20 protein-coding genes are annotated in these 21093 nt (G+C 71.3%); 10 read left to right on the forward strand and 10 right to left on the reverse strand.

Annotated elements, in window-relative coordinates:
- Positions 1-694: 694 nt before the first annotated feature.
- From AB0H82_RS34480 to AB0H82_RS34490, 3 genes are all read left to right on the forward strand, one after another.
- Positions 695-2371: a trypsin-like peptidase domain-containing protein gene (locus tag AB0H82_RS34480; RefSeq protein WP_362999497.1), complete on the forward strand. Its 1677-nt coding sequence runs from the start codon at positions 695-697 to the stop codon at positions 2369-2371.
- Between the two features lie 115 nt (positions 2372-2486).
- Positions 2487-2948 carry a sec-independent translocase gene (locus AB0H82_RS34485; RefSeq protein ID WP_362999470.1) on the forward strand — a complete coding sequence of 154 codons (462 nt, stop codon included), beginning with the start codon at positions 2487-2489 and terminating at the stop codon, positions 2946-2948.
- 120 nt (positions 2949-3068) lie between these two features.
- A complete protein-coding gene (locus AB0H82_RS34490; RefSeq protein ID WP_362999471.1) occupies positions 3069-3737 on the forward strand; it encodes a hypothetical protein in 669 nt (222 codons plus the stop codon).
- A gap of 166 nt (positions 3738-3903) precedes the next feature.
- Here the strand turns inward: AB0H82_RS34490 and AB0H82_RS34495 are convergent, their stop codons facing one another.
- The 3 genes from AB0H82_RS34495 to AB0H82_RS34505 are packed head-to-tail and all read right to left on the reverse strand — an operon-like array spanning position 3904 to position 6906.
- Complete coding sequence (locus AB0H82_RS34495) at positions 3904-5037, reverse strand: Mrp/NBP35 family ATP-binding protein (protein ID WP_362999472.1); 1134 nt, start codon at positions 5035-5037, stop codon at positions 3904-3906.
- Positions 5038-5081: 44 nt separating this feature from the next.
- The gene (locus tag AB0H82_RS34500) at positions 5082-5639 is read right to left on the reverse strand and encodes a DUF1003 domain-containing protein (protein ID WP_362999473.1); all 558 of its coding nucleotides are present in this window, start codon (positions 5637-5639) and stop codon (positions 5082-5084) included.
- A complete protein-coding gene (locus tag AB0H82_RS34505) occupies positions 5629-6906 on the reverse strand; it encodes a CBS domain-containing protein (protein WP_362999474.1) in 1278 nt (425 codons plus the stop codon). The genes AB0H82_RS34500 and AB0H82_RS34505 overlap by 11 nt, the downstream gene beginning before the upstream one ends.
- Positions 6907-7153: 247 nt before the next feature.
- Here AB0H82_RS34505 and AB0H82_RS34510 point away from each other — a divergent pair, with 247 nt between their 5' ends.
- Positions 7154-7873 carry a hypothetical protein gene (locus AB0H82_RS34510; RefSeq protein WP_362999498.1) on the forward strand — a complete coding sequence of 240 codons (720 nt, stop codon included), beginning with the start codon at positions 7154-7156 and terminating at the stop codon, positions 7871-7873.
- A gap of 94 nt (positions 7874-7967) precedes the next feature.
- Here AB0H82_RS34510 and AB0H82_RS34515 read toward each other — a convergent pair whose 3' ends face one another.
- Together AB0H82_RS34515 and AB0H82_RS34520 are read right to left on the reverse strand one after the other, a co-directional pair.
- Positions 7968-8483, reverse strand: a complete 516-nt coding sequence (locus AB0H82_RS34515) for a hypothetical protein (RefSeq protein WP_362999475.1) — start codon at positions 8481-8483, stop codon at positions 7968-7970.
- Between the two features lie 24 nt (positions 8484-8507).
- A complete protein-coding gene (locus AB0H82_RS34520) occupies positions 8508-9644 on the reverse strand; it encodes a magnesium and cobalt transport protein CorA (protein ID WP_362999476.1) in 1137 nt (378 codons plus the stop codon).
- Between the two features lie 500 nt (positions 9645-10144).
- On the opposite strand from AB0H82_RS34520, the gene AB0H82_RS34525 reads away from it, so the two are divergent.
- A complete protein-coding gene (locus tag AB0H82_RS34525; RefSeq protein ID WP_362999477.1) occupies positions 10145-10729 on the forward strand; it encodes a suppressor of fused domain protein in 585 nt (194 codons plus the stop codon).
- An 18-nt stretch (positions 10730-10747) separates the two neighbouring features.
- On the opposite strand, the gene AB0H82_RS34530 is transcribed toward AB0H82_RS34525, so the two are convergent.
- On the reverse strand, positions 10748-12001 hold the full coding sequence (locus tag AB0H82_RS34530; RefSeq protein ID WP_362999478.1) for an MFS transporter: 1254 nt from the start codon (positions 11999-12001) through the stop codon (positions 10748-10750).
- 185 nt (positions 12002-12186) lie between these two features.
- Between AB0H82_RS34530 and AB0H82_RS34535 the strand changes: the two genes are divergently transcribed.
- The 3 genes from AB0H82_RS34535 to AB0H82_RS34545 all read left to right on the forward strand — a co-directional run bounded on the left by AB0H82_RS34535 (position 12187) and on the right by AB0H82_RS34545 (position 14597).
- The gene (locus AB0H82_RS34535; protein ID WP_306333031.1) at positions 12187-12828 is read left to right on the forward strand and encodes a DUF6758 family protein; all 642 of its coding nucleotides are present in this window, start codon (positions 12187-12189) and stop codon (positions 12826-12828) included.
- Positions 12829-12964: 136 nt separating this feature from the next.
- The gene (locus tag AB0H82_RS34540) at positions 12965-13840 is read left to right on the forward strand and encodes a PHP domain-containing protein (protein ID WP_362999479.1); all 876 of its coding nucleotides are present in this window, start codon (positions 12965-12967) and stop codon (positions 13838-13840) included.
- 151 nt (positions 13841-13991) lie between these two features.
- Positions 13992-14597, forward strand: coding sequence for a MarC family protein (locus tag AB0H82_RS34545; RefSeq protein WP_362999480.1), 606 nt, complete (start codon positions 13992-13994; stop codon positions 14595-14597).
- Positions 14598-14688: 91 nt separating this feature from the next.
- Here the strand turns inward: AB0H82_RS34545 and AB0H82_RS34550 are convergent, their stop codons facing one another.
- A complete protein-coding gene (locus tag AB0H82_RS34550) occupies positions 14689-14841 on the reverse strand; it encodes a hypothetical protein (RefSeq protein WP_167359504.1) in 153 nt (50 codons plus the stop codon).
- 196 nt (positions 14842-15037) lie between these two features.
- Between AB0H82_RS34550 and AB0H82_RS34555 the strand changes: the two genes are divergently transcribed.
- Entirely contained in the window at positions 15038-16003 is a 966-nt protein-coding gene (locus AB0H82_RS34555; protein WP_362999481.1) for an NYN domain-containing protein, read from the forward strand.
- A 9-nt stretch (positions 16004-16012) separates the two neighbouring features.
- On the opposite strand, the gene AB0H82_RS34560 is transcribed toward AB0H82_RS34555, so the two are convergent.
- Together AB0H82_RS34560 and AB0H82_RS34565 are read right to left on the reverse strand one after the other, a co-directional pair.
- Entirely contained in the window at positions 16013-16924 is a 912-nt protein-coding gene (locus tag AB0H82_RS34560) for an alpha/beta hydrolase (protein WP_362999482.1), read from the reverse strand.
- A gap of 270 nt (positions 16925-17194) precedes the next feature.
- A complete protein-coding gene (locus AB0H82_RS34565; protein ID WP_362999483.1) occupies positions 17195-19474 on the reverse strand; it encodes a DEAD/DEAH box helicase in 2280 nt (759 codons plus the stop codon).
- A 464-nt stretch (positions 19475-19938) separates the two neighbouring features.
- Here AB0H82_RS34565 and AB0H82_RS34570 point away from each other — a divergent pair, with 464 nt between their 5' ends.
- Positions 19939-20676 carry a ferritin-like fold-containing protein gene (locus AB0H82_RS34570; RefSeq protein ID WP_362999484.1) on the forward strand — a complete coding sequence of 246 codons (738 nt, stop codon included), beginning with the start codon at positions 19939-19941 and terminating at the stop codon, positions 20674-20676.
- 105 nt (positions 20677-20781) lie between these two features.
- Here the strand turns inward: AB0H82_RS34570 and AB0H82_RS34575 are convergent, their stop codons facing one another.
- Positions 20782-21051, reverse strand: a complete 270-nt coding sequence (locus AB0H82_RS34575; protein ID WP_362999485.1) for a hypothetical protein — start codon at positions 21049-21051, stop codon at positions 20782-20784.
- Positions 21052-21093 lie beyond the last annotated feature (42 nt).

Below are 21093 nucleotides of genomic sequence, written 5' to 3' on the forward strand. Positions count from 1 at the left end.
TCCGACCCAGGGCCCGCTGGCATCGGGGCAGCCGGTGGAGGCCCCGTCCGTGCTCCAGGCCTCGACCGCCGCGGGCTCGCACGACGCCACGTCGGTTGAGCCCGGTGCTCCGACCCAGGGCCCGCTGGCATCGGGGCAGCCGGTGGAGGCCCCGTCCGTGCTCCAGGCCTCGACCGCCGCGGGCTCGCACGACGCCACGTCGGCTGAGCCCGGTGCTCCGACCCAGGGCCCGCTGGCATCGGGGCAGCCGGTGGAGGCCCCGTCCGTGCTCCAGGCCTCGACCGCCGCGGGCTCACACGGCGCCACGTTGGTTGAACCCGGTGCTCCGGTCCAGGGCCCGCTGGCTCAGGAGCGGCCTGCCGAGGCCCCGACCACGCACCAGGCCCCAACCACGGCTGCCCCGCACGACGCCACGCCGGTAGAGCCCGGCGTTCCGGTCCAGGGCGCGCCGGCCCCGGGACGGCCTGCCGAGGCCCCGTCCGTGCACCAGGAATCTGCCACCGCTGCCCCGCACGGCGCCACGCCGACCGAGCACGGTGATCCGGTGCAGGGTCCGGATGCCCCGGGGCAGAGCGTCGAGGCCCCGTCCGGCCCGGGCACCGGTGAGGGGCAGGCGCAGGCGGTCTTCGTTCCGGGTCCGCAGGACTCGGTGGCGGCCGGTGAGTCCATACCGGGTGCCGATGGTTCGTACGAGGTGGCGGGTTCGGGGGAGCAGGGTATGGGTGCGGGAGTGGGCGGTCAGCAAGGTGACGCCGTGGGTCGGCCACGGCCGCTGCACGACCCGGACCCGTACAGCACCCCGCCCTACGGCGAGCCCGGCCCCTGGGCGCCCGCGCCTCCGGTGCAGCACCCCGCGGCGACCCCGGCCCACGGGACGCCGTTCCCCACGGCCCCCCAAGGCGGCACGCCCGCCTACGGGACGCCTGCCCATGGCACGCCTGCTTCCGGGACCTCTGCCCACGGCACGCCTGCCCACGGCACGGCTGCTCCCGGGGCTCCTGCCCACGAGGCTTCCGCCCACGGGACCCCTGCCCACACGACGTCCGCCCACAGCCCCGCAGGCCCGGAGCCCCACCACGGCGGTGGAACCCCTCCCCACGGCACCCCCGGTGCCGCCCCGGCCCCGGCCCCGGGCGGCGCCCCGTACAACGGGCCCTCCCCGCTCCCGGCGCAGGGTGCGCCCCGGCGGGCGTACGACCCCTGGAACGTGCCGCTGCAGCAGGTTGGGTCGTTGCCTCCGGAGACGCAGGAGAAGCGGCAGAAGCGGGGGCGGCGGGTGTTGCTCGTCGGGGTGGCGCTCATCGCTCTCGTGTCCGGGCTCATCGGCGGTGCGACCGGCGCGTATCTGGAGCGGAACGGCACGGGTGACGTCGAGCTCCGGCAGGCGGACGCCGACGAGTCCAAGGACCGTCCCAAGGGCAGCGTCGCGGGTATCGCCTCGGCCGCCCTGCCCGGCGTGGTGACGCTGCACGTCAGCGGCGACTCCGCACAGGGCACCGGCACCGGCTTCGTCCTCGACGGCAAGGGGCACATCCTCACCAACAACCACGTCGTGGAGCCCGCGGGCACCGGCGGCGAGGTGTCGGTGACGTTCAGCGGCGGCGAGACCGCCAAGGCCGAGGTCATCGGCCGCGACTCCGGCTACGACCTCGCGGTCGTCAAGGTGTCCGGCGTCCGCGGCCTGCGGCCCCTGACCCTCGGCAACTCGGAGAACGTCCAGGTCGGCGACCCCGTCGTGGCCATCGGCGCCCCCTTCGACCTGGAGAACACCGTCACCTCCGGAATCATCAGCGCCAAGGAGCGGCCCATCACCGCGGGCGGCGAGAAGGGCGACGGCAGCGACATCTCGTACGTCGACGCCCTGCAGACCGACGCGCCCATCAACCCCGGCAACTCCGGCGGCCCGCTCGTCGACTCCAAGGCGCGCGTCATCGGCATCAACAGCGCCATACGCTCCGCGGACGAAGGCTCCGAGCGGGGCGGTGGGCAGGCGGGCTCCATCGGCCTCGGCTTCGCCATCCCGATCAACCAGGGCAAGCGCGTCGCCGAGGAGCTGATCAACTTCGGCAGGGCCACGCACCCCGTGATCGGTGTCACGCTCGACACCCGGTTTAACGGCGACGGCGCCCGCATCGCCGACAAGGGCAAGGACGGCGGCCCCTCGGTCAACGAGGACGGGCCGGGTGACCGGGCCGGCCTCAGGCCGGGCGACATCATCACCGAGGTCGACGGCCGCGCCGTGCACTCCAGCGACGAGCTGATCGTCAAGGTCCGCGCGCACCGCCCGAAGGACCGCCTGCGGCTGACGGTCGAGCGCGACGGCGACGAGCGCGACGTGACACTGGTGCTCGGTTCGGCCGGCGGGAGCTGAGTGCGGAAGCGGCCACGCGCGCTCCGGGTTGTCGCGCAGCGGCTACCGGACAGACATCAGTGCCGGGTACCGTGGTCACGGTCCAGACCTCGGAGGACATCGCAAGGAGCTCTAGGTGTTCAATGACATTGGCGCACTCGAGATAGTGGCGCTGGTCGTCCTCGCCGTGCTCATCTTCGGTCCGGACAAGCTGCCGAAGGTCATCCAGGACATCTCCCGCACGATCCGCAAGATCCGCGAGTTCTCCGACAGTGCGAAGGCGGACATCCGGGAGGAGCTGGGCCCGGAGTTCAAGGACTTCGAGTTCGACGACCTGAACCCGAAGAAGTTCATCCGCAAGCAGCTCGACAACGACGAGCTCGGGCTCAAGGAGATCCGCAACGGCTTCGACCTGAAGAAGGAGATGAACGAGGTCGCGGACGCCGTGCACGGCCGCGACAGCGACTCCTCCGACACCGGTTCCGGGGCCTCGGCCACCTCGTCCGGCGGAGCCCGGGTCGACATGCAGAAGAAGGCGGCCGAGCCCACGAAGCTGGACGCGGGAGACCCTCCGCCGTTCGACGCGGACGCCACCTGAGCCCTCTCCTGAACTGCCGCCGCCAACGGGTGTGGCTATCCTGCCTTGTTGTCCGGCGTGAGGACGCCCGAGGGGGGCGGGCCGCTCCGGACACACGAGAGCGAGGAGGCGGCCGGGTACATGGAGACGACAAGTCGGGTAGGCGCACAGGTGCAGACCGCGGACGGCACCGCACAAGCGGTGCCCTCCGCCCGGCGCACGGTCGACGGCTACCTGCTGGCGCCCTTCCCCTGGTACGGCCTCGACGAGGCCTACACGGGGCAGCGCTGGCTGATGCAGGTCGGCACGTCGGCGGACGGTGCCGTGGAGCACGGTTCGATCGGACACGGTGACGAGCCGTCGGTCCGCGCCGAGGGCACCCTCGGCAACAGCGACAAGGAGCGCTTCGCGGTCGTGGTGACCGTCGCGGCCAACCCGGTGCGGCGCAGCGCGGACGGCACGGGCGTCCTTGAGGCCACCTCGGTCTCCTCGGCGGCCTGGCTCGCCGGGGTGGGCCTGCTGTCCTTCACCTGGCCGGGCCAGATGGACCACACGCTGCGCGACGACTGGCTGGACCAGCAGACGGAGACGGCCTGGTTCCTCGCCGACGACCTGGAGGGCGACGACTGGTCGTCGCTTTCGCTCCCGGTGGACGGGGTGCCGACCCCGTTCCACTACCGCGAGTCGGAGTACGGCTGGGTCCTCGCGGGCTCCACGAAGGAAGGCGTGCACCTGGGTGCGTACGGACGCGGCATGAGCGCGTACGGGCTCGGGTTCTCCGTCGTCAAGGACATCGCCGCGTACGCCTAGGCGGCGGGCGGGACGGAGAGGGGGGCACCGTCGGATGACGGTGCCCCCCTCTCGCCGTGGTCGCGGCCCGTGCGGTCGGCTGCGGGCACGCTGTGGCTGGTCGCGCAGTTCCCCGCGCCCCTAAGAGCTCGCGCAGTTCCCCGCGCCCCTCCCGGGCTCCCGGGACTCAGAACTTATTGCGCGGCGTGATGCCCAGGGACATGCCCGACAGGCCGCGCGCGCGGCCGCCCAGCTTGCCCGCGATGGCGCGCAGCGCCGAACCCGCCGGGGAGTCCGGGTCGGTCAGGACGACCGGCTTGCCCTCGTCGCCGCCCTCGCGCAGGCGGACGTCGATCGGGATGGAGCCGAGGACCGGCACCGTCGCGCCCGTCGTCTTCGTGAGGCCCTCGGCGACCTTCTGGCCGCCGCCCGTGCCGAACACGTCGACCATCTCGTCGCAGTGCGGGCAGGGCAGGCCCGACATGTTCTCGACGACGCCGACGATCTTCTGGTGGGTCTGCACGGCGATGGAGCCGGCGCGCTCGGCGACCTCGGCCGCCGCCTGCTGAGGCGTCGTCACGACCAGGATCTCGGCGTTCGGGACGAGCTGCGCCACGGAGATGGCGATGTCGCCGGTGCCCGGCGGCAGGTCGAGGAGCAGCACGTCGAGGTCGCCCCAGAAGACGTCGGCGAGGAACTGCTGGAGCGCGCGGTGCAGCATCGGGCCGCGCCACACGACCGGCGCGTTGCCCGGGGTGAACATGCCGATGGAGATGACCTTCACGCCGTGCGCGGACGGCGGCATGATCATGTTCTCGACCTGGGTGGGCTTGCCGTCGGCGCCCAGCATGCGGGGCACGGAGTGGCCGTAGATGTCGGCGTCGACGACGCCGACCTTCAGGCCGTCCGCGGCCATCGCGGCCGCGAGGTTCACCGTCACCGAGGACTTGCCGACGCCGCCCTTGCCGGACGCGACGGCATAGACCCGGGTCAGCGAGCCGGGTTTGGCGAAGGGCACCTCGCGCTCGGCGGTGCCGCCGCGCAGCGCGGACGCCAGCTCCTTGCGCTGCTCGTCGCTCATCACGTCCAGCGTCACGTCGACGCGCGTGACGCCGTCGACGGCCGCGACCGCGTCGGTCACGTTCTTCGTGATGGTCTCGCGCATCGGGCAGCCGGAGACCGTCAGGTACACGGTGACCGATACCACCCCATCAGCAGCGATATCCACAGATTTGACCATCCCCAGTTCGGTGATGGGTCGCTGGATCTCGGGGTCGTTCACCGTCGCCAGTGCTTCACGCACCGCGTCTTCCGTAGCCATAGGACCGATAGTACGGCGCGGTAACCCCGGCCCGGGAAGGCCTGTCACCGGTCGCTTACATCACTCCGGCGCGAGCCGTCCGCCGGGAATACCGCGCGGTGCTCCTCCAACTCCTTGACCAGGTCCTGGAGCTCGGAGCGGATCCAGTCGCGGGTCGCCACCTCGCCGAGGCCCATGCGCAGCGAGGCGATCTCGCGGGTGAGGTATTCGGTGTCCGCGATGGACCGCTCGTTCTGCTTGCGGTCCTGCTCCAGATTGACGCGGTCGCGGTCGTCCTGGCGGTTCTGCGCGAGGAGGATCAGCGGGGCCGCGTACGACGCCTGCAGCGACAGCATCAGGGTGAGGAAGATGAACGGGTACTGGTCGAAGCGCAGGTGGTCGGGGGCCGCGACGTTCCACACCACCCACATGATGATGACGACCGTCATCCAGACGATGAACCTGCCGGTGCCCAGGAACCGCGCGATCCGCTCGGAGAGCCGCCCGAAGGCCTCCGGGTCGTAGTCGGGCAGGAGTTTGGGGCGCGGGTTCCTCGGCTGGTCGAGACGGAATCGAGGGCTCCGCGACTCGGCGCGGCTCTCCCGCTCGCGGTCAGCTGCCATGGTCCGCCTCTTCCTCCTCCAAGTGGAACTCCGTCTCGCGCCAGTCGTCGGGCAGCATGTGGTCCAGTACGTCGTCGACGGTGATCGCCCCGAGCAGTGAGCCGCCCTCGTCGACGACGGGCGCCGCCACCATGTCGTACGTCGCGAAGTACCCGGCGACGACGGGCAGTGTGGTGCCCGGCGCGAGCGGCAGCAGATCGTCGTCGAGGATCGAGCCGACCAGGGTGTACGGCGGATCGCGCAGCAGCCGCTGGAAGTGCACCGTGCCCAGGTACTTGCCCGTCGGCGTCTCGTCCGGCGGCCGGCACACGTACACCTGTGCGGCGAGCGCGGGCGAGAGGTCCTGCTGGCGGACGCGCGCGAGGGCGTCGGCGACCGTCGCGTCGGGCCGCAGCACGATCGGCTCGGTCGTCATCATGCCGCCCGCCGTGCGCTCCTCGTACGCCATCAGACGCCGTACGTCGGCCGCGTCGCCCGGCTGCATCAGGGTGAGCAGCCGTTCCTTGTCGTCCTCGGGCAGCTCGGCGAGGAGGTCGGCGGCGTCGTCGGGGTCCATGGCCTCCAGGACGTCGGCGGCGCGCTCCTCCTTGAGCTTGCCGAGGATCTCGATCTGGTCGTCCTCGGGGAGCTCCTCAAGGACGTCGGCGAGCCGGTCGTCGTCGAGGGCCGCGGCGACCTCGGCCCGCCGCTTTGGGGTGAGGTGGTGCAGGACGTTGGCGAGGTCGGCGGGGCGCAGCTGTTCGAAGGTGGCGAGGAGGGTCTCGGCGCCCTGGCCGTGCTCCTCCACGGAGAAGCCGTCGACGGCGGACCAGTCGACGGTGAGGGTCTCCCCCTTGCGGCGGAACGTTCCGCCCTTTCCCTTGCGCGCGAAGACCCGGTCGATCTCCCAGTCGCGGCGGGCGGGGAGCTGCTGGACCGACACGTCGAGGACGGTGACCTCCTCGCCCGTCTCGATGAGCCGCACCCGCCGGTCCAGCATCTCGCCGAGGACGAGCCGCTCGGTGGGCCGCTGCTCGAACCGCCGCACGTTCAGTACGCCGGTGGTGATGACCTGGCCCGACTCGATGCCGGTGACGCGGGTCATCGGCAGGAAGATGTGGCGCCGGGTGGCGAGCTCGACGACGAGGCCGAGCAGCCGGGGCGGCCGTCGGGCCACCCTGAGCATCGCCACCAGGTCGCGCACCCGGCCCACCTGGTCGCCATTGGGGTCGAAGACGGGGATGCCGGAGAGGTGCGAGACGAAGACCCTGGGGGCGCCTGCCGCCATGCGCGCGCCTCCTTCTGGTCGTGGTTTACATGCTGGTTCGTCCGTCAATACGGGCTTCAGGCTAGCCCGTCCCGGTCGGACACGCCCCGGCGGAGGGTCCGGAAGGACTGCCGCCGATCGACTCGGCCGACACGGGTACGCTGCCGTACTGCCGTAGCCGTAGAGGTCGTCCGCACGAGAGGCAGCGCCACCTGTGACCGCACTTCCCCTGGCCAGCCGCGCCCGCAGGACAGCCTTCGTGAGCGCGATGTGCGCGGGCCTGGTCGCGGCGGCCACGAGCCTGACGGGCTGCAGCAGCGGCGAGGACCCGGACGCGGGCACGAACGGCGTCGGGAAGCTCTCCGCGGCGAAGATCCAGGGCAAGGCGGGCCGGGCGGCCGAGGCGGCGTCGGCGGTGCGGCTCTCCGGCACGGTGGTGAGCAAGAACCACACGTACACCCTCGACATGCGGCTCAAGGGCGAGGGCGGCACGGGCTCGGTCACCTCGAAGGGGCAGACGTTCCAGCTGCTCCGCATCGGCGAGGAGCTCTACCTGAAGGCGGGCTCGGAGTTCTGGACGCACGACAGCGGCAAGACCGACGGCAAGCCCGGGCAGGCCGACGAGACGGCCGCCGCCAAGCTCGACGGCAAGTACGTGAAGGTCCCCGAGGGTGACCCCGCCTACCAGCAGCTGAGCGGCTTCACGGACAAGGACAAGCTCCTCGACGGCATGCTCACGCTGCACGGCGAGCTCGCCAAGGGTGACCGCGGCACGACGGGCCGGCTCCGCAGCATCAAGATCACCGGCGACGAGGGCGCGGGCGGCACGCTGTCCGTCTCCCTGGAGGGCAAGCCCTACCCCCTGCGCCTGGAGCGCGGCGGCCACGCGGGCACCCTCAAACTCACCGACTGGAACAAGGACTTCCCGCTCCAGGAGCCGGGCACGGACGAGATGGTCGACTACGGAAAGCAACTCCCGACTTCGTAGAACGCCCCTGAGAGGGGCGCGAGCGCCCTCTCAGGGGCGCGGGGAACTGCGCGAGCGACCGCAACGCACCCGCAGAGCGAAGCAGCCCGCCCCCTCAACGCCGCTTGCGGCGCTTGAAGAGCAGCCGAGGAAGCCCACCGGGCAACGCCTCACGCGTAGTGGCCCCCGTAGCCAGCGGCGCAGCCGCGAGAGACCCCGAGGGCAGCTCCGTCACCGCCTCACGCGGAGTGAGCCGTACGACCCGGCACTGCTCGGCCCACCGCACGGTGACCCGCTCGGCATCCGGCGCGTTCAGCCGCTTGCCCTTCAGCTCGGCGACAGCGGCCTCCCACTCCTCCGAGCCGGGCGCCAGCTCGCTCACGCCCGCCGTCCAGGCGATGACCCTGCCGCCCTTGTCCTTGCTGCGCACGGTCACCTCGGCGGTGCCTCCGTCGACGAGCCCGGGCAGCGGCTGCTCGCCGGGCCCGTCGCCGACGAGGTGCACGGCTCCCTCGTGCCAGATGTGCCAGAGCGCCCGGGCGGGCGAGCCCTCGCCCTGAACCCAGATGAGGCCGGACTTCTTCGTGGCCTCCTCGACGAGGGCGCGGTCGAGCAGCGGGTCAGCAGTCATGGGCGGCAGCCTACCGAGTGGGGGTCACAGCCAGCCGTTGCGCTTGAGGGTCCGGTGGATCGCGAAGCAGACGCCGCCGATGAGGGCGAGCACCATCGGGTAGCCGTACCGCCAGCGCAGCTCGGGCATGTGGTCGAAGTTCATGCCGTAGACGCCGCAGACGGCCGTCGGGACGGCGATGATCGCCGCCCACGAGGTGATCTTGCGCATGTCCTCGTTCTGCGCGACGGCGGCCTGCGCGAGGTTGGCCTGGAGGATCGAGTTCAGCAGCTCGTCGAAGCCGATGACCTGTTCCTGGACGCGCGTGAGGTGGTCGGCGACGTCCCGGAAGTACTTCTGGATGTCGGGGTCGACGAGCCGCATGGGCCGCTCGCTGAGCAGCAGCATGGGCCGCAGGAGCGGCGAGACGGCCCGCTTGAACTCCAGGACCTCGCGCTTGAGCTGGTAGATCCGCCCGGCGTCGACGCCGCGCGAGCTGCCCTTGCCCTTGCTCGGCGCGGAGAACACCTCGCTCTCCACGTCGTCGATGTCGTCCTGCATGGCGTCGGCGACCGCGATGTAGCCGTCGACGACGTGGTCGGCGATGGTGTGCAGGACGGCGGAGGGGCCCTTGGAGAGCAGCTCGGGGTCGTCCTGGAGGCGGCGCCGCAGGGCGCGCAGGGAGCCGTGGCCGCCGTGCCGGACGGTGATGAAGAAGTCCCGGCCGGTGAAGCACATCACCTCGCCGGTCTCGACGACCTCGCTCGTGGCGGTGAGCTCGGTGTGTTCCACGTAGTGGATGGTCTTGAAGACGGTGAACAGCGTGTCGTCGTACCGCTCCAGCTTGGGGCGCTGGTGGGCGTGGACGGCGTCCTCGACGGCGAGCGGGTGCAGCCCGAACTCGGCGGCGATACCGGCGAATTCGGCCTCGGTCGGCTCGTGCAGGCCGATCCAGGCGAAGCCGCCCTGGCGGCGCACCTCCAGCATCGCCTCGTGCGGGGTGAGGGCGTCGGCGCACTCCAGGCGCCGGCCGTCGCGGTAGACGGCGCAGTCGACGACGGCCGACGCGGCGTCACGGGTGGCGTCGTAGGTGTCGTACGAGGCGGGGGAGGAGGGGAAGGCGGTGCCGTCCTTGCGCAGCGAGGGGCGGACGGCGGCACGAAGGTCGCGGATCATCGACATGGGCAGGCTCCTTCGAAGGAGGCCGCCTGCGACGGTTGGAACTGCCCGGAATGGGGACGTCCTACTGCGTAGATGTTTGGCACGTCCACAAAGCGGGGAGCACCGCACCGTCGCGGTGGCAGCTTCGCTACTGACACAGATCAGGAAACTCAGACAGATCAGGTGGGAACGAAGTGCTCTTCCGTCGCACACGGCACGAACAGTGCTCGCGGTGCGTGCGGGTGCTTGCGCAGCTACAGGGCTGCGTGATTCACCGGGCGGAAGAGCGGGTGGTACTGCACGGTCGACTTCGGTCCATTGCAGCCCCACCTCCTCCGGCCGGTCCCCCGTAAGGGAAGTCCCATGCGCCCTTCACGCCAGTGGCGCAAAGTCAGTGTCTGTCTGCAGGGCTTGAAAGTGACGCTTCTGCGTGCTGCCCTGAGCCAGCGGTCAACACTATCAGCCGACTGAAGTGTCAAGCCCCCGCTTTGCCGTTCCCTGACGAGTTCTATGCTCGCGTCATGGCTGATGTTCTTGCGCTGGTCGAGGCCCGTCTCCGCACTGGCCTGGGGGAACCGGACGCGCGCGCCGCGGTGACCTTCCTCGGGACGGACCGCTTCGAAGTGCTGCGGTTCACGGACGGCGACGTGGTGCGCTATGCGACGCTCGGCATGTCCGCCCAGCCGATGGCCGACCCCACCGCCGTGCTCGCCGATCCGGTCAAGGGCCCGCGCGCCGAGCTGGTGTTGTCGGTACGAGGGGGCCGCGCCGACACCGACAAGGTGCTGCGGCCGCTCGCGGTCCTCGCCGCCTCACCGCAGGTGGAGGGGCTGATCGTGGCGCCCGGCGCGTCGCTGGACGTGGGCGAACCGCTGTGGCCGGGCGCTCCGTTCACCTCGGTGCTCGTCGCGGAGTCCGGCGGCCTCGTCGAGGATCTCGACCTCGACGCCCCCATGGAGCCCGTCCGGTTCCTGCCGCTGCTCCCCATGACGCCGAACGAGGCGGCGTGGAAGCGGGTGCACGGCGCGGCGGCCCTCCAGGATCGCTGGCTGAACAGCGGAACGGACCTGCGCGATCCGCTGCGCAAGTCCGTGCCCCTGGACTGAAGTCCGCCTGCTCGAACCTCAGTTGGCGAACACCGTCACGCTGTCCTCCGCCGCGTGCCGCGGCTCCAGCTCCTCGGCCTCGTGGGTGAGCGAGGCCCTGCGGACCCAGACCACACCCGCGCCGATCACCGCGGTGACGGCCGCGACCACGAACGGGATGTGGATGTCGCTCCACTCCTCGATCTTCGGCGCGAAGAAGGGCGCGGCGGCCGCCGCGAACCACCGCACGAAGTTGTAGCCGGCGCTGGCCACCGGTCGCGGCGCGTCGGAGACGCCGAGGGCGAGCTCGGTGTAGACGGTGTTGTTCACGCCGATGAACGCGCCGGACAGGATCGTGCAGACGACGGCCGTGGTGTGGTCTCCGTAGCCGAGTACGAGCACGTCGGCGGCGAGCAGCACCAGTGAGCCGCCGAGCACCTTCAGCGAGCCGAACCGTGCCTGCAGCCGGGGCGCGACGAGCACCGAGAACACCGCGAGCAGCACGCCCCAGGCGAAGAACACCGCACCCGACTTGTACGGGGACATGTTCAGTACGAACGGGGTGAACGCCAGCACGGTGAAGAACGTGTAGTTGTAGAAGAAGGCGGAGGCGGCCGCGGAGGCGAGCCCGCCGTGGCCGAGCGCCTTGAGCGGGTCGAGCAGGGACGTCTTCCTGGCGGGCTTCGGCTGTTCCTTGAGGAATGCGGTGATGCAGAGGAAGCCGATCGCCATCAGGGCGGCGGTGCCGAAGAAGGGATAGCGCCAGCTGGCGTCGCCGAGCAGTGCGCCGACCAGGGGTCCGCACGCCATGCCGAGGCCGAGCGCCGACTCGTACAGCAGGATCGCGGCGGCGCTGCCGCCGGCCGCGGCGCCGACGATGACGGCGAGCGCGGTCGACACGAAGAGCGCGTTGCCGAGCCCCCAGCCGGCCCGGAACCCGACGAGCTCGCCGACCGAGCCGGACGTGCCGGAGAGGGCCGCGAAGACCACGACGAGCGCGAGGCCGAGCAGCAGGGTCTTCTTGCCGCCGATGCGGCTGGAGACGAAGCCGGTGACCAGCATCGCGACGGCGGTGATCAGGAAGTACGAGGTGAAGAGGAGGGAGACCTGGCTGGCGCTCGCGTTCAGGCCCTCGGCGATGGAGGGCAGGATCGGGTCGACGAGCCCGATGCCCATGAAGGCCACGACGGACGCGCCGGCCGTCGCCCATACGGCCTTCGGCTGCCGCAGCAGGCCGCCCGCCCCGGCGTCGAACGGGTCCGCTTCGGTGAGACCCCCTGTACTGCTGTGCATACAGCCGCTCCTTCGCTGCTTTCCGCTGCTTCCTCCGTCGCTCTCACGGAGGTCGTTGACGTATGCACATATTAAGTTAGCAAGGCTAATTGATGCAAGCTACATCTAGTTTTGCCTGGTGACAGGGCCACCGGACGGGTGATCGTCCTTGACGGAGCGGCGGCCGGGGAGGACCGTTGGGCGCTATGAGGGGCGAACCCAGTTGCCCGAAGTGTGGTGGCCGGGTCAGGGCTCCCGGTCTCTTTGCCGACTCCTGGCAGTGCGATGTGCACGGCACCGTGCACCCGCTGCAGCCCGTGATCCCGCCCAGCGTCGAGGCTCTCCAGGTCGTGGTGCACCGGGCGCAGGTCCCGGTGTGGATGCCGTGGCCCCTGCCGGTCGGCTGGCTGTTCACGGGCGTGGCCTGCGCGGGGGACGACAGGAGCGGCGGCCGTGCGACGGCGGTGGCCTGCTCCGGTCCCGCGCCGCTCGGCGGTGTCGGCGAGCTGGTGCTCGTCGCCGAGGAGCTCGGCGTCGGCCTCGGCGCGCGGTACGCCGGCATCGACGGCCCCGACCCGGGCCCCCACATGAGCGTCGAGAAACCACCGCAGACGAAGGTCCTCGCCGCCGGCCGGCCGACGCCGATGTGGCACGTCTCGGGGACGCCGGACGACCGCGCGGTCTTCGCGGGCGAGGCGCGCGGACTGTGGCTGTGGGCCATCGCGTGGCCGGAGCAGTCGGGCCTGCTGATGTACGACGAGCTGGTCCTCACCGACCTGCGGGACGCGGGGGCGGAAGTGGATCTGCTGCCGTGCGGGGCGCTGTCGCCGCGGCTGCTCATGCCGTGAGCGTGAGGAGGAGGGGTGGGGCGGGGCGGGCGAGCCGTGAGGGACGCCTCTTCGGGAGCGGGTCGAGAAGCGGCCGGCGCCCGTTATCCTTGAGCGTCCCCCTCGTCCGCCCCGTCAGAGCACTGGAGCCAGCGTCGTGCGCATCGATCTGCACACCCACTCCACCGCGTCCGACGGCACGGACACCCCGGCCGAGCTGGTCCGCAACGCGGCAGCGGCCGGTCTCGACGTCGTCGCGCTGACCGACCACGACACCACCCGGGGCTACGCCGAGGCGAAGCGGGCCCTGCGCGAGCTGCCGACGGGGCTGACCCTCGTGACCGGCGCCGAGCTCTCCTTCAACCTCGACGGCATGGGCCTGCACATGCTGGCCTACCTCTTCGACCCCGAGGAGCCCGAGCTCGCCCGCGAGTGCGAGCTGGTCAGGGACGACCGGGTGCCGCGCGCCAAGGAGATGATCGGCAAGCTCCGGGAGCTCGGCGTACCGGTGACCTGGGAGCAGGTCGCGCGGATCGCGGGCGACGGTTCGGTCGGCCGTCCGCACATCGCCGAGGCGCTCGTCGAGCTCGGCGTCGTGCCCACCGTCTCCGACGCCTTCACGCCGGAGTGGCTCGCCGACGGCGGCCGCGCGTTCGCCGACAAGCACGAGCTCGACCCGTTCGACGCGATACGGCTGGTCAAGGCGGCCGGTGGCGTCACCGTCTTCGCGCACCCCGGCGCCAGCAAGCGGGGCAGGATCGTCTCCGAGTCCGTGATCGCCGAACTCGCGGCCGCGGGCCTCGACGGCATCGAGGTCGACCACATGGACCACACGCCCGAGACCCGCACCCGGCTGCGCGGGCTCGCGGACGAGCTCGGCCTCCTGGTCACCGGCTCCAGTGACTACCACGGCAGCCGCAAGACGTGTGTGCTCGGGGAGTTCACCACCGACCCCGAGATCTACGGCGAGATCACGCGCCGGGCGACGGGGGCGTTCCCCGTGCCGGGCGCGGGCGGACACCCGGCCGCGTAGCGGTCACTCTCACCGCACTCCACTCCTCGCTCCAGTTCACCGCGCTCCACCCCACTTCACCGTTCCGTGGCCGTGGTCGCTGTGCCCGTGTGCCCGGAGCAGCCCGCTTCACCGCTCACCCCTTCGTACGACTCTCTGCAAGGCCATCACTGTGTTCGACGTCGCCGTTTTCGGATCCCTCTTTCTCACGCTTTTCGTGATTATGGACCCCCCTGGTATCACCCCGATCTTCCTCGGTCTGACCGCGGGCCGGCCCGCCAAGGTGCAGCAGCGGATGGCCTTCCAGGCCGTGTGCGTCGCCTTCGGCGTGATCACGGTCTTCGGCGTCGTGGGTCACCAGATCCTCGACTACCTGCACGTCTCCGTCCCCGCGCTGATGATCGCGGGCGGTCTGCTGCTGCTCCTGATCGCGCTCGACCTGCTCACCGGCAAGACGGACGAGCCGAAGCAGACCAAGGACGTCAATGTCGCGCTGGTGCCGCTCGGCATGCCGCTGCTCGCGGGGCCCGGCGCGATCGTCTCGGTGATCCTGGCCGTGCAGGACGCGGACAGTGTCGGTACGCAGATCTCCGTCTGGGCGGCGATCGTGGCCATGCACGTGGTGCTGTGGCTGGTGATGCGCTACTCGCTGCTGATCATCCGGGTGATCAAGGACGGCGGCGTGGTGCTCGTGACGCGGCTCGCGGGCATGATGCTCTCCGCGATCGCGGTGCAGCAGATCATCAACGGCGTCACGCAGGTGATCAAGGGCGGCTGAGAGCCGTGAGTGAGGTGCCGGGCTTCTCAGGGGCCCGTACGCACGAAGGGCCCCCGTACGGCTTGCGTACGGGGGCCCTGCGACGTCTGCGTTATGAGGCCGAGGTGTCGGCCGGGCGGATGTAGATGCGCTGGCCGATCGCTGCGGCCTGCTGCACGATCCGATTGACGGAGGCGGCGTCCACGACGGTGCTGTCCACGGCGGTGCCGTCGACGTCGTCGAGTCGCATGATTTCGAAGCGCATGAGGGGCTTCTCCCTTCGTCTGGTCATCCTCCTGCAAGGAGAACTGCTGAGTTCTTGCGGTGTCTTCCTGACGGGTACAACGAGTTGCCTCGTGCAAACATTCCCTACGCTAAAGAAATTTTTCGAGAACCTAATTACTTGCGAGTAGCGAGAGCGGTTGTGTTCGCAGCGTGACGGACGGGAGACTGGGAACGATATGAACGACGCCGACCCCAGCGCAGCGGATCTCAGCGACAGCAGCGCAGCCGACAACAGCGCAGCCGACATCAGTGCGGCGGACATCAGCGCTCAGCTGGAGCGCACCAACGGCCTGCTTGAGCGTGTGCTCGCCGAAGTGGCGAAGACCCCGTCCACGCACGCGATCTTCGTCGATGCCGGGTACCTGTACGCCGCCGCAGGCCGGCTCGTCACAGGAACCACGGAGGACCGGCGGGCCTTCGACGTCGACGCGGAGGGCCTCATCGAGGCGCTCATCGACAAGGCCCGCACGATCTTCGCCGACAGCAGGCTGCTCCGCGTCTACTGGTACGACGGCGCGAGGCGCCGCATCCACACGGCCGAACAGCAGTCGATCGCCGAGCTGCCCGACGTCAAGGTCAGGCTCGGCAACCTCAACGCCAACAACCAGCAGAAGGGCGTCGACTCCCTGATCCGCAGCGACCTGGAGTCACTGGCCAGGCACCGCGCCATCAGCGACGCGGCGCTCATCGGCGGCGACGAGGACCTGGTCTCGGCGGTCGAGGCGGCGCAGGGGTACGGCGCGCGGGTCCACCTGTGGGGCATCGAGGCGCCCGACGGCCGCAATCAGGCGGAGGCGCTGCTGTGGGAGGTCGACAGCCAGCGCACGTTCGACCTCGACTTCTTCAAGCCGTACGTCACACGGCGCGTCGTCACGCCGTACGAGGCGGGTGCCGCCGCGCACCGCCCCTCCCGCGACGACGTCCGCTTCGTCGGCGCGCAGATCGCCGCGAAGTGGCTCGGGGCGCGCGGCCGCGAGGCACTGGTGGGCCTGCTGCCCGGCCACCCCTACCTGCCCGGATCGGTGGACCAGGACCTCCTGGTGGAGGCGGAGCGGCTGCTGCAGTACTCACTGCGCGGCCAGTCGGATCTGCGCAGGGCGCTGCGGGACGGGTTCTGGGAGCACTTGCAGGCGCAGTACTGAGGCCGTGGCTCAGCAGCGGTCCCAGAAGTCGATCAGGGCTGCTGCCGTCTCATCGGGGCGGTCGGTGTTGGGGGAGTGCTCGGCGCCGTGGATCACCGTGCGGTGGGCCGCCAGGCGCTCGGCCATGTCGTCCAGGAGCGGTACGGGCCAGGTGTCGTCTCGCGCGCCCGAGATCACGTGCTTGGGCAGCGGCAGGGAGGCGAGCTCGGCCACGCGGTCCGGTTCGGTGGACAGCTGCCTGCCGGTGGCGATGAGCTGGGCGGGACTGTGCCGCAGCCAGCGCGCCCGCAGAGCCTCACTGTCATCGTCGACGACGTCGACGCCCTTCGCGTCACCCGTCTGCGCGTCCTGCGGGGGCGGCGGCTCCATGGCCTGCATCGCCTGCCACACCTCGTCCATGGACAGCGCCGCGACGGCGTCCGCCAGCATCTTCGCGCGGTCTTGCTGCAAGGGGGCGATCGCGGCGGGCCCCGATGACATGAGGGTGAGGGTGGCGAAGGCGCGGGGATCGAGCAGCACGGCCGCCCGGGCGATCTGACCGCCGAGGGAGTGGCCGAGGAGGTGCAGGGTTCGGGGGTGGGGTCCGCTGACCCCCACGTCCGCCGAGACAGCCGCCGCCTGGGCCAGCACATCCTGCGCCAACTCGCTCTGGGCGTACGCCGATTCATCGTCCGGACCCGGTGTCTCGTACTGGCCGCGGCCGTCCACGGCCACCGCGCGGTAGCCGGCGCCGGCGAGCGGCTCCAGGAGGGCGACGAAGTCCTCCTTGCTCCCGGTGAAGCCGGGCAGCAGGAGGACGGTCCCTCTGCGCCGGACGCCGGACGCCGGCGCCGCATCGAGCACGGCGAAGTCACCACGGGCGGTACGGAGGGCGTACGCGGTCGCGCACGGGGGCGGGACGAAAGTCGGGGGCCTGCTCATGAGCCGAGGCTAACGGGTCCGCGGAAACGGACGACAGCGAGTGCGGGGCGCACGGGGTGGGGGGCTGTGGGCGGTTGCGCCGGGCCCTTGCGGGGGCCAACTGGTGGAGGCCCTACGTGCGGCCTTGGGGCTGTGGCAGGTGGCTGTTGTCAGGGCGTGGCCGTCGTTGGTGGCCTCGGCCTTTGCGTGTGGCGGCAGGTGTGGGCGGGGATGCACGAAGGCCCGCCTCCCAAGTGGGGGCGGGCCTTCGGTGTTGGTGCGGGCCGGGCGTTAGCTCTCTGCTGTCTCCGCCGGCTCCGCCTTCTTGCGCGTGCGGCGGCGCGGGGCCGGGGCCTCGGCCTCGGTCGCGTCCACCGGGGCGGCCGCGGCCTTGCGCGTACGACGGCGGGGCTTGGGCTCCTCCGTCGCCTGGGCCGGGATGCCGGCCTCGACGCCCTCGACGGTGTCGGCGACCTTGGCCGCCGCCGTCTTGCGCGTACGGCGCTTCGGCTTCTCGACCTCGACCTCGGCGTCGGCCTCAGGGGCCTTTTCCGCGGCCTTGCGGGTGCGGCGCTTGGGCTTTTCGGCCTCGACCTCGGCCTCGGCTTCCGGCACTGCCGCCTCGGCGACCTTCTGCGCCGCCGTCTTACGGGTGCGGCGCTTGGGCTTCTCGACCTCGGCGTCGGCCTCGGGGGCGGTGGCCTCCGTGGTCTCGGGGGCCTTCTCCGCAGCCTTGCGGGTGCGGCGCTTGGGCTTCTCGACCTCGGGGGCGGTGACCTCCGTGGTCTCTGGGGCCTTCTCCGCAGCCTTGCGGGTGCGGCGCTTCGGCTTTTCCGCCTCGGGTGCGACAGCGTCGGGTGCGACAGCCTCAGGGAGTACTGCCTCGGGTGCGACCGTCTCAGGTACGACTGCCTCGGTCTCGGGCGTCCGCTCCGCGGCCTTGCGGGTGCGGCGGCGCGGCTTCGTGGCCGGGGCCTCCGCCTCGGTCACAGGAGCCGGGGCCTGGGTCGGTGCCGGGGCCTCCGTCTCGGTCGTCGTCGTGCCCTCGGCCGTGGCCAGGGCCTCCGACGTCGCGCCGGCACGCGTCCGCCGGCGGCGGCGCGGGGTGCGCGGCTCGGTCGCCTCGGCGGCCACCGGGGCGGCCTCCGCGACGGGGGCGGCCTCGGCCACCGGAGCGGCGGAAGCCGTCGCGGTCGCGGCCGTGGTCGTAGCCGTGTCGAGCGGGGTGCCACCGCGCGTACGGCGACGGCGACGCGGCGTGCGCGCCGGGCGCTCACGCTCGGCGGCCGCCGGGGCCGAACGGTCCCGGTCGCGGTCCCGGCCACGGTCGCGGTCCTGCGTACGACCACCGCCGGAACGGCCACCGCGGCCGCGCCCACCGGTCTCGCCGAGGTCCTCGATCTCCTCCGCGCCCAGACCCGCACGGGTCCGCTCGCCACGCGGCAGGACACCCTTCGTGCCCGCCGGGATGTTCAGCTCCTCGTACAGGTGCGGGGAGCTGGAGTACGTCTCGACCGGGTCGTTGAAGCCCAGGTCGAGCGCCTTGTTGATCAGCTGCCAGCGCGGGATGTCGTCCCAGTCGACCAGCGTGATCGCGATGCCCTTGGCGCCCGCGCGGCCGGTGCGGCCGATGCGGTGCAGGTACGTCTTCTCGTCCTCGGGGGACTGGTAGTTGATGACGTGCGTGACGCCACCGACGTCGATGCCGCGCGCGGCGACGTCCGTGCAGACGAGCACGTCCACCTTGCCGTTGCGGAACGCGCGCAGAGCCTGCTCGCGCGCGCCCTGGCCGAGGTCGCCGTGGACGGCGCCCGAGGCGAAGCCCCGGCGCTCCAGCTGCTCGGCGATGTCCGCGGCGGTCCGCTTCGTACGGCAGAAGATCATCGCGAGTCCGCGGCCCTCGGCCTGCAGGATGCGCGAGACCATCTCGGGCTTGTCCATGTTGTGCGCGCGGTACACGAACTGCTTCGTGTTGGCGACGGTCTGGCCCTCGTCGTCCGGTGCGGTGGCACGGATGTGCGTGGGCTGCGACATGTAACGACGGGCGAGGCCGATGACGGCGCCCGGCATGGTCGCCGAGAACAGCATCGTCTGGCGCTTCGCCGGAAGCATGTTGATGATCTTCTCGACGTCGGGCAGGAAGCCCAGGTCGAGCATCTCGTCGGCCTCGTCGAGGACCAGGCACTTGACGTGCTTGAGGTCGAGCTTGCGCTGGCCCGCGAGGTCGAGCAGGCGGCCGGGGGTGCCGACGATCACGTCGACGCCCTTCTTGAGGGCCTCGACCTGCGGTTCGTAGGCACGGCCGCCGTATATGGCGAGCACGCGGACGTTACGCGCCTTGCCGGCGGTCAGGAGGTCGTTCGTCACCTGCTGGCAGAGCTCGCGGGTGGGGACGACGATGAGCGCCTGCGGGGCCTCGGTCAGCTGCTCGGGAGTGGCGCGGCCCGCCTCGACGTCGGCGGGGACGATCACGCGCTCAAGGAGCGGGAGGCCGAAGCCGAGCGTCTTGCCGGTGCCGGTCTTGGCCTGGCCGATGACGTCCGTACCCGAAAGGGCCACGGGGAGCGTCATCTCCTGGATGGGAAAGGGATTGATGATGCCGACGGCTTCGAGCGCCTCGGCCGTCTCGGGAAGGATCCCGAGCTCTCGGAAAGTCGTAGTCAGGGCTATGCCTCTTCTGTGAGACGCGGCGTGAGGCGAACGCAGGGGGTCGTGACCGTGCCACTACCGCCGGACGCTTGGGGGGCGTGCCGGGGGCGCGGGACCACTGCCGGCGCTCGAGCGCTCTTACCGCTGAGGTTCCCTCCTCGTGCCGTACGCATCGAGTGCGCACCGCCCGGAGGGCTGTCGGGTCGGAGCCGATCGGGCCACCGACCGGGCATCCTCATTCGTACGGCCCGTCGAATATTCGGCGGGCGCATTACCACTGTACCGCTAAATCTCGCATGTGTGTCCGGCGAATTGGTCACATGGTGGTCGTCACAGTCACTGACCAGGGCCTTACGCCTTCCGGCAAGCGGGCTATTGTGCGCTTCATGGAGACGCCTGACACCGCCGCTGAATCCGCCGCCGAACCCACCGGGATCGCCGCCCAGGACTGGGCGAAAGCTTCCACCGAGCCCCAGTACCGCGCCGCGGTCGTGGACCTGCTCGGCGCGCTCGCCTACGGGGAGCTCGCGGCGTTCGAGCGGCTCGCGGAGGACGCGAAGCTGGCGCCGACGCTCGGCGACAAGGCGGAGCTGGCGAAGATGGCGTCGGCGGAATTCCACCATTTCGAGCAGTTGCGTGACCGGCTCTCGGCGGTCGGCGCGGAGCCGACCGAGGCGATGGAGCCGTTCGTCGCCGCGCTCGACGGCTTCCACCGGCAGACCGCGCCGTCCGACTGGCTGGAAGGTCTCGTCAAGGCGTACGTCGGCGACTCGATCGCCAGTGACTTCTACCGCGAGGTCGCGGCCCGCCTCGACTCCGATACGCGGGAACTCGTGCTCGGCGTGCTCGACGACACGGGCCACGCGAGCTTCGCCGTGGAGAAGGTGCGCGCCGCGATCGAGGCGGACCCGCGCGTGGGCGGGCGGCTCGCGCTGTGGGCGCGGCGGCTGATGGGCGAGGCGCTGTCGCAGTCGCAGCGGGTGGTCGCGGACCGGGACGCGCTGTCGACGATGCTGGTCGGGGGCGTGGCCGACGGGTTCGACCTCGCCGAGGTCGGGCGGATGTTCTCGCGGATCACCGAGGCGCACACCAAGCGGATGGCCGCGCTGGGCTTGGCGGCGTAGGTCGGCTCCGGGTCGCTGCGCGGTCGGCTGCGGGTTCGTCGTGGCTGGTCGCGCAGTTCCCCGCGCCCCTGTCAGGCCCCTCCGGGGGCCTTCCTCCCGGGGGCCTTACGCCGTTGCCGAGCGGTGCAGCCTGTTGCCGGCCGGGCGGAGCAGGAGGGACAGCAGGGCCGCGGAGACGGCCAGTGCTCCCAGGAGCGTCGCGGGGGCGTGGTCCGGGCCGAGCGCCATGTGGGTGATGAAGGCGCCGATCAGGGCGCCCGCGGGGCCTGTGGACAGGACGAGGCTGCGCGCGGGCAGCCGGTGGCCGAAGCGGTGCGCGGCGGCCCATGCCAGCGCCAGGCCGAGCAATGTGGCGCCGAGTGCTTCCAGAATCACGGTGGTGCCCTCCCTCGCGGCCAGGTGCAAATCGGTCGTAGC

Source organism: Streptomyces sp. NPDC050732 (genome assembly GCF_040654255.1).
Taxonomy (GTDB): domain Bacteria; phylum Actinomycetota; class Actinomycetes; order Streptomycetales; family Streptomycetaceae; genus Streptomyces.

What these genes read in the sequence shown, in the direction of transcription:
- AB0H82_RS34495 (WP_362999472.1), bottom strand. Translation starts at nt 5,037, where the DNA reads ATGGCTACGGAAGACGCGGTGCGTGAAGCACTGGCGACGGTGAACGAC.
- AB0H82_RS34550 (WP_167359504.1), bottom strand. Translation starts at nt 14,841, where the DNA reads ATGCGCTTCGAAATCATGCGACTCGACGACGTCGACGGCACCGCCGTG.
- AB0H82_RS34505 (WP_362999474.1), bottom strand. Translation starts at nt 6,906, where the DNA reads ATGGCGGCAGGCGCCCCCAGGGTCTTCGTCTCGCACCTCTCCGGCATC.
- AB0H82_RS34525 (WP_362999477.1), top strand. Translation starts at nt 10,145, where the DNA reads ATGGCTGATGTTCTTGCGCTGGTCGAGGCCCGTCTCCGCACTGGCCTG.
- AB0H82_RS34530 (WP_362999478.1), bottom strand. Translation starts at nt 12,001, where the DNA reads ATGCACAGCAGTACAGGGGGTCTCACCGAAGCGGACCCGTTCGACGCC.
- AB0H82_RS34555 (WP_362999481.1), top strand. Translation starts at nt 15,038, where the DNA reads ATGAACGACGCCGACCCCAGCGCAGCGGATCTCAGCGACAGCAGCGCA.
- AB0H82_RS34500 (WP_362999473.1), bottom strand. Translation starts at nt 5,639, where the DNA reads ATGGCAGCTGACCGCGAGCGGGAGAGCCGCGCCGAGTCGCGGAGCCCT.
- AB0H82_RS34510 (WP_362999498.1), top strand. Translation starts at nt 7,154, where the DNA reads ATGTGCGCGGGCCTGGTCGCGGCGGCCACGAGCCTGACGGGCTGCAGC.
- AB0H82_RS34490 (WP_362999471.1), top strand. Translation starts at nt 3,069, where the DNA reads ATGGAGACGACAAGTCGGGTAGGCGCACAGGTGCAGACCGCGGACGGC.
- AB0H82_RS34570 (WP_362999484.1), top strand. Translation starts at nt 19,939, where the DNA reads ATGGAGACGCCTGACACCGCCGCTGAATCCGCCGCCGAACCCACCGGG.
- AB0H82_RS34515 (WP_362999475.1), bottom strand. Translation starts at nt 8,483, where the DNA reads ATGACTGCTGACCCGCTGCTCGACCGCGCCCTCGTCGAGGAGGCCACG.
- AB0H82_RS34565 (WP_362999483.1), bottom strand. Translation starts at nt 19,474, where the DNA reads ATGACGCTCCCCGTGGCCCTTTCGGGTACGGACGTCATCGGCCAGGCC.
- AB0H82_RS34560 (WP_362999482.1), bottom strand. Translation starts at nt 16,924, where the DNA reads ATGAGCAGGCCCCCGACTTTCGTCCCGCCCCCGTGCGCGACCGCGTAC.
- AB0H82_RS34535 (WP_306333031.1), top strand. Translation starts at nt 12,187, where the DNA reads ATGAGGGGCGAACCCAGTTGCCCGAAGTGTGGTGGCCGGGTCAGGGCT.
- AB0H82_RS34520 (WP_362999476.1), bottom strand. Translation starts at nt 9,644, where the DNA reads ATGTCGATGATCCGCGACCTTCGTGCCGCCGTCCGCCCCTCGCTGCGC.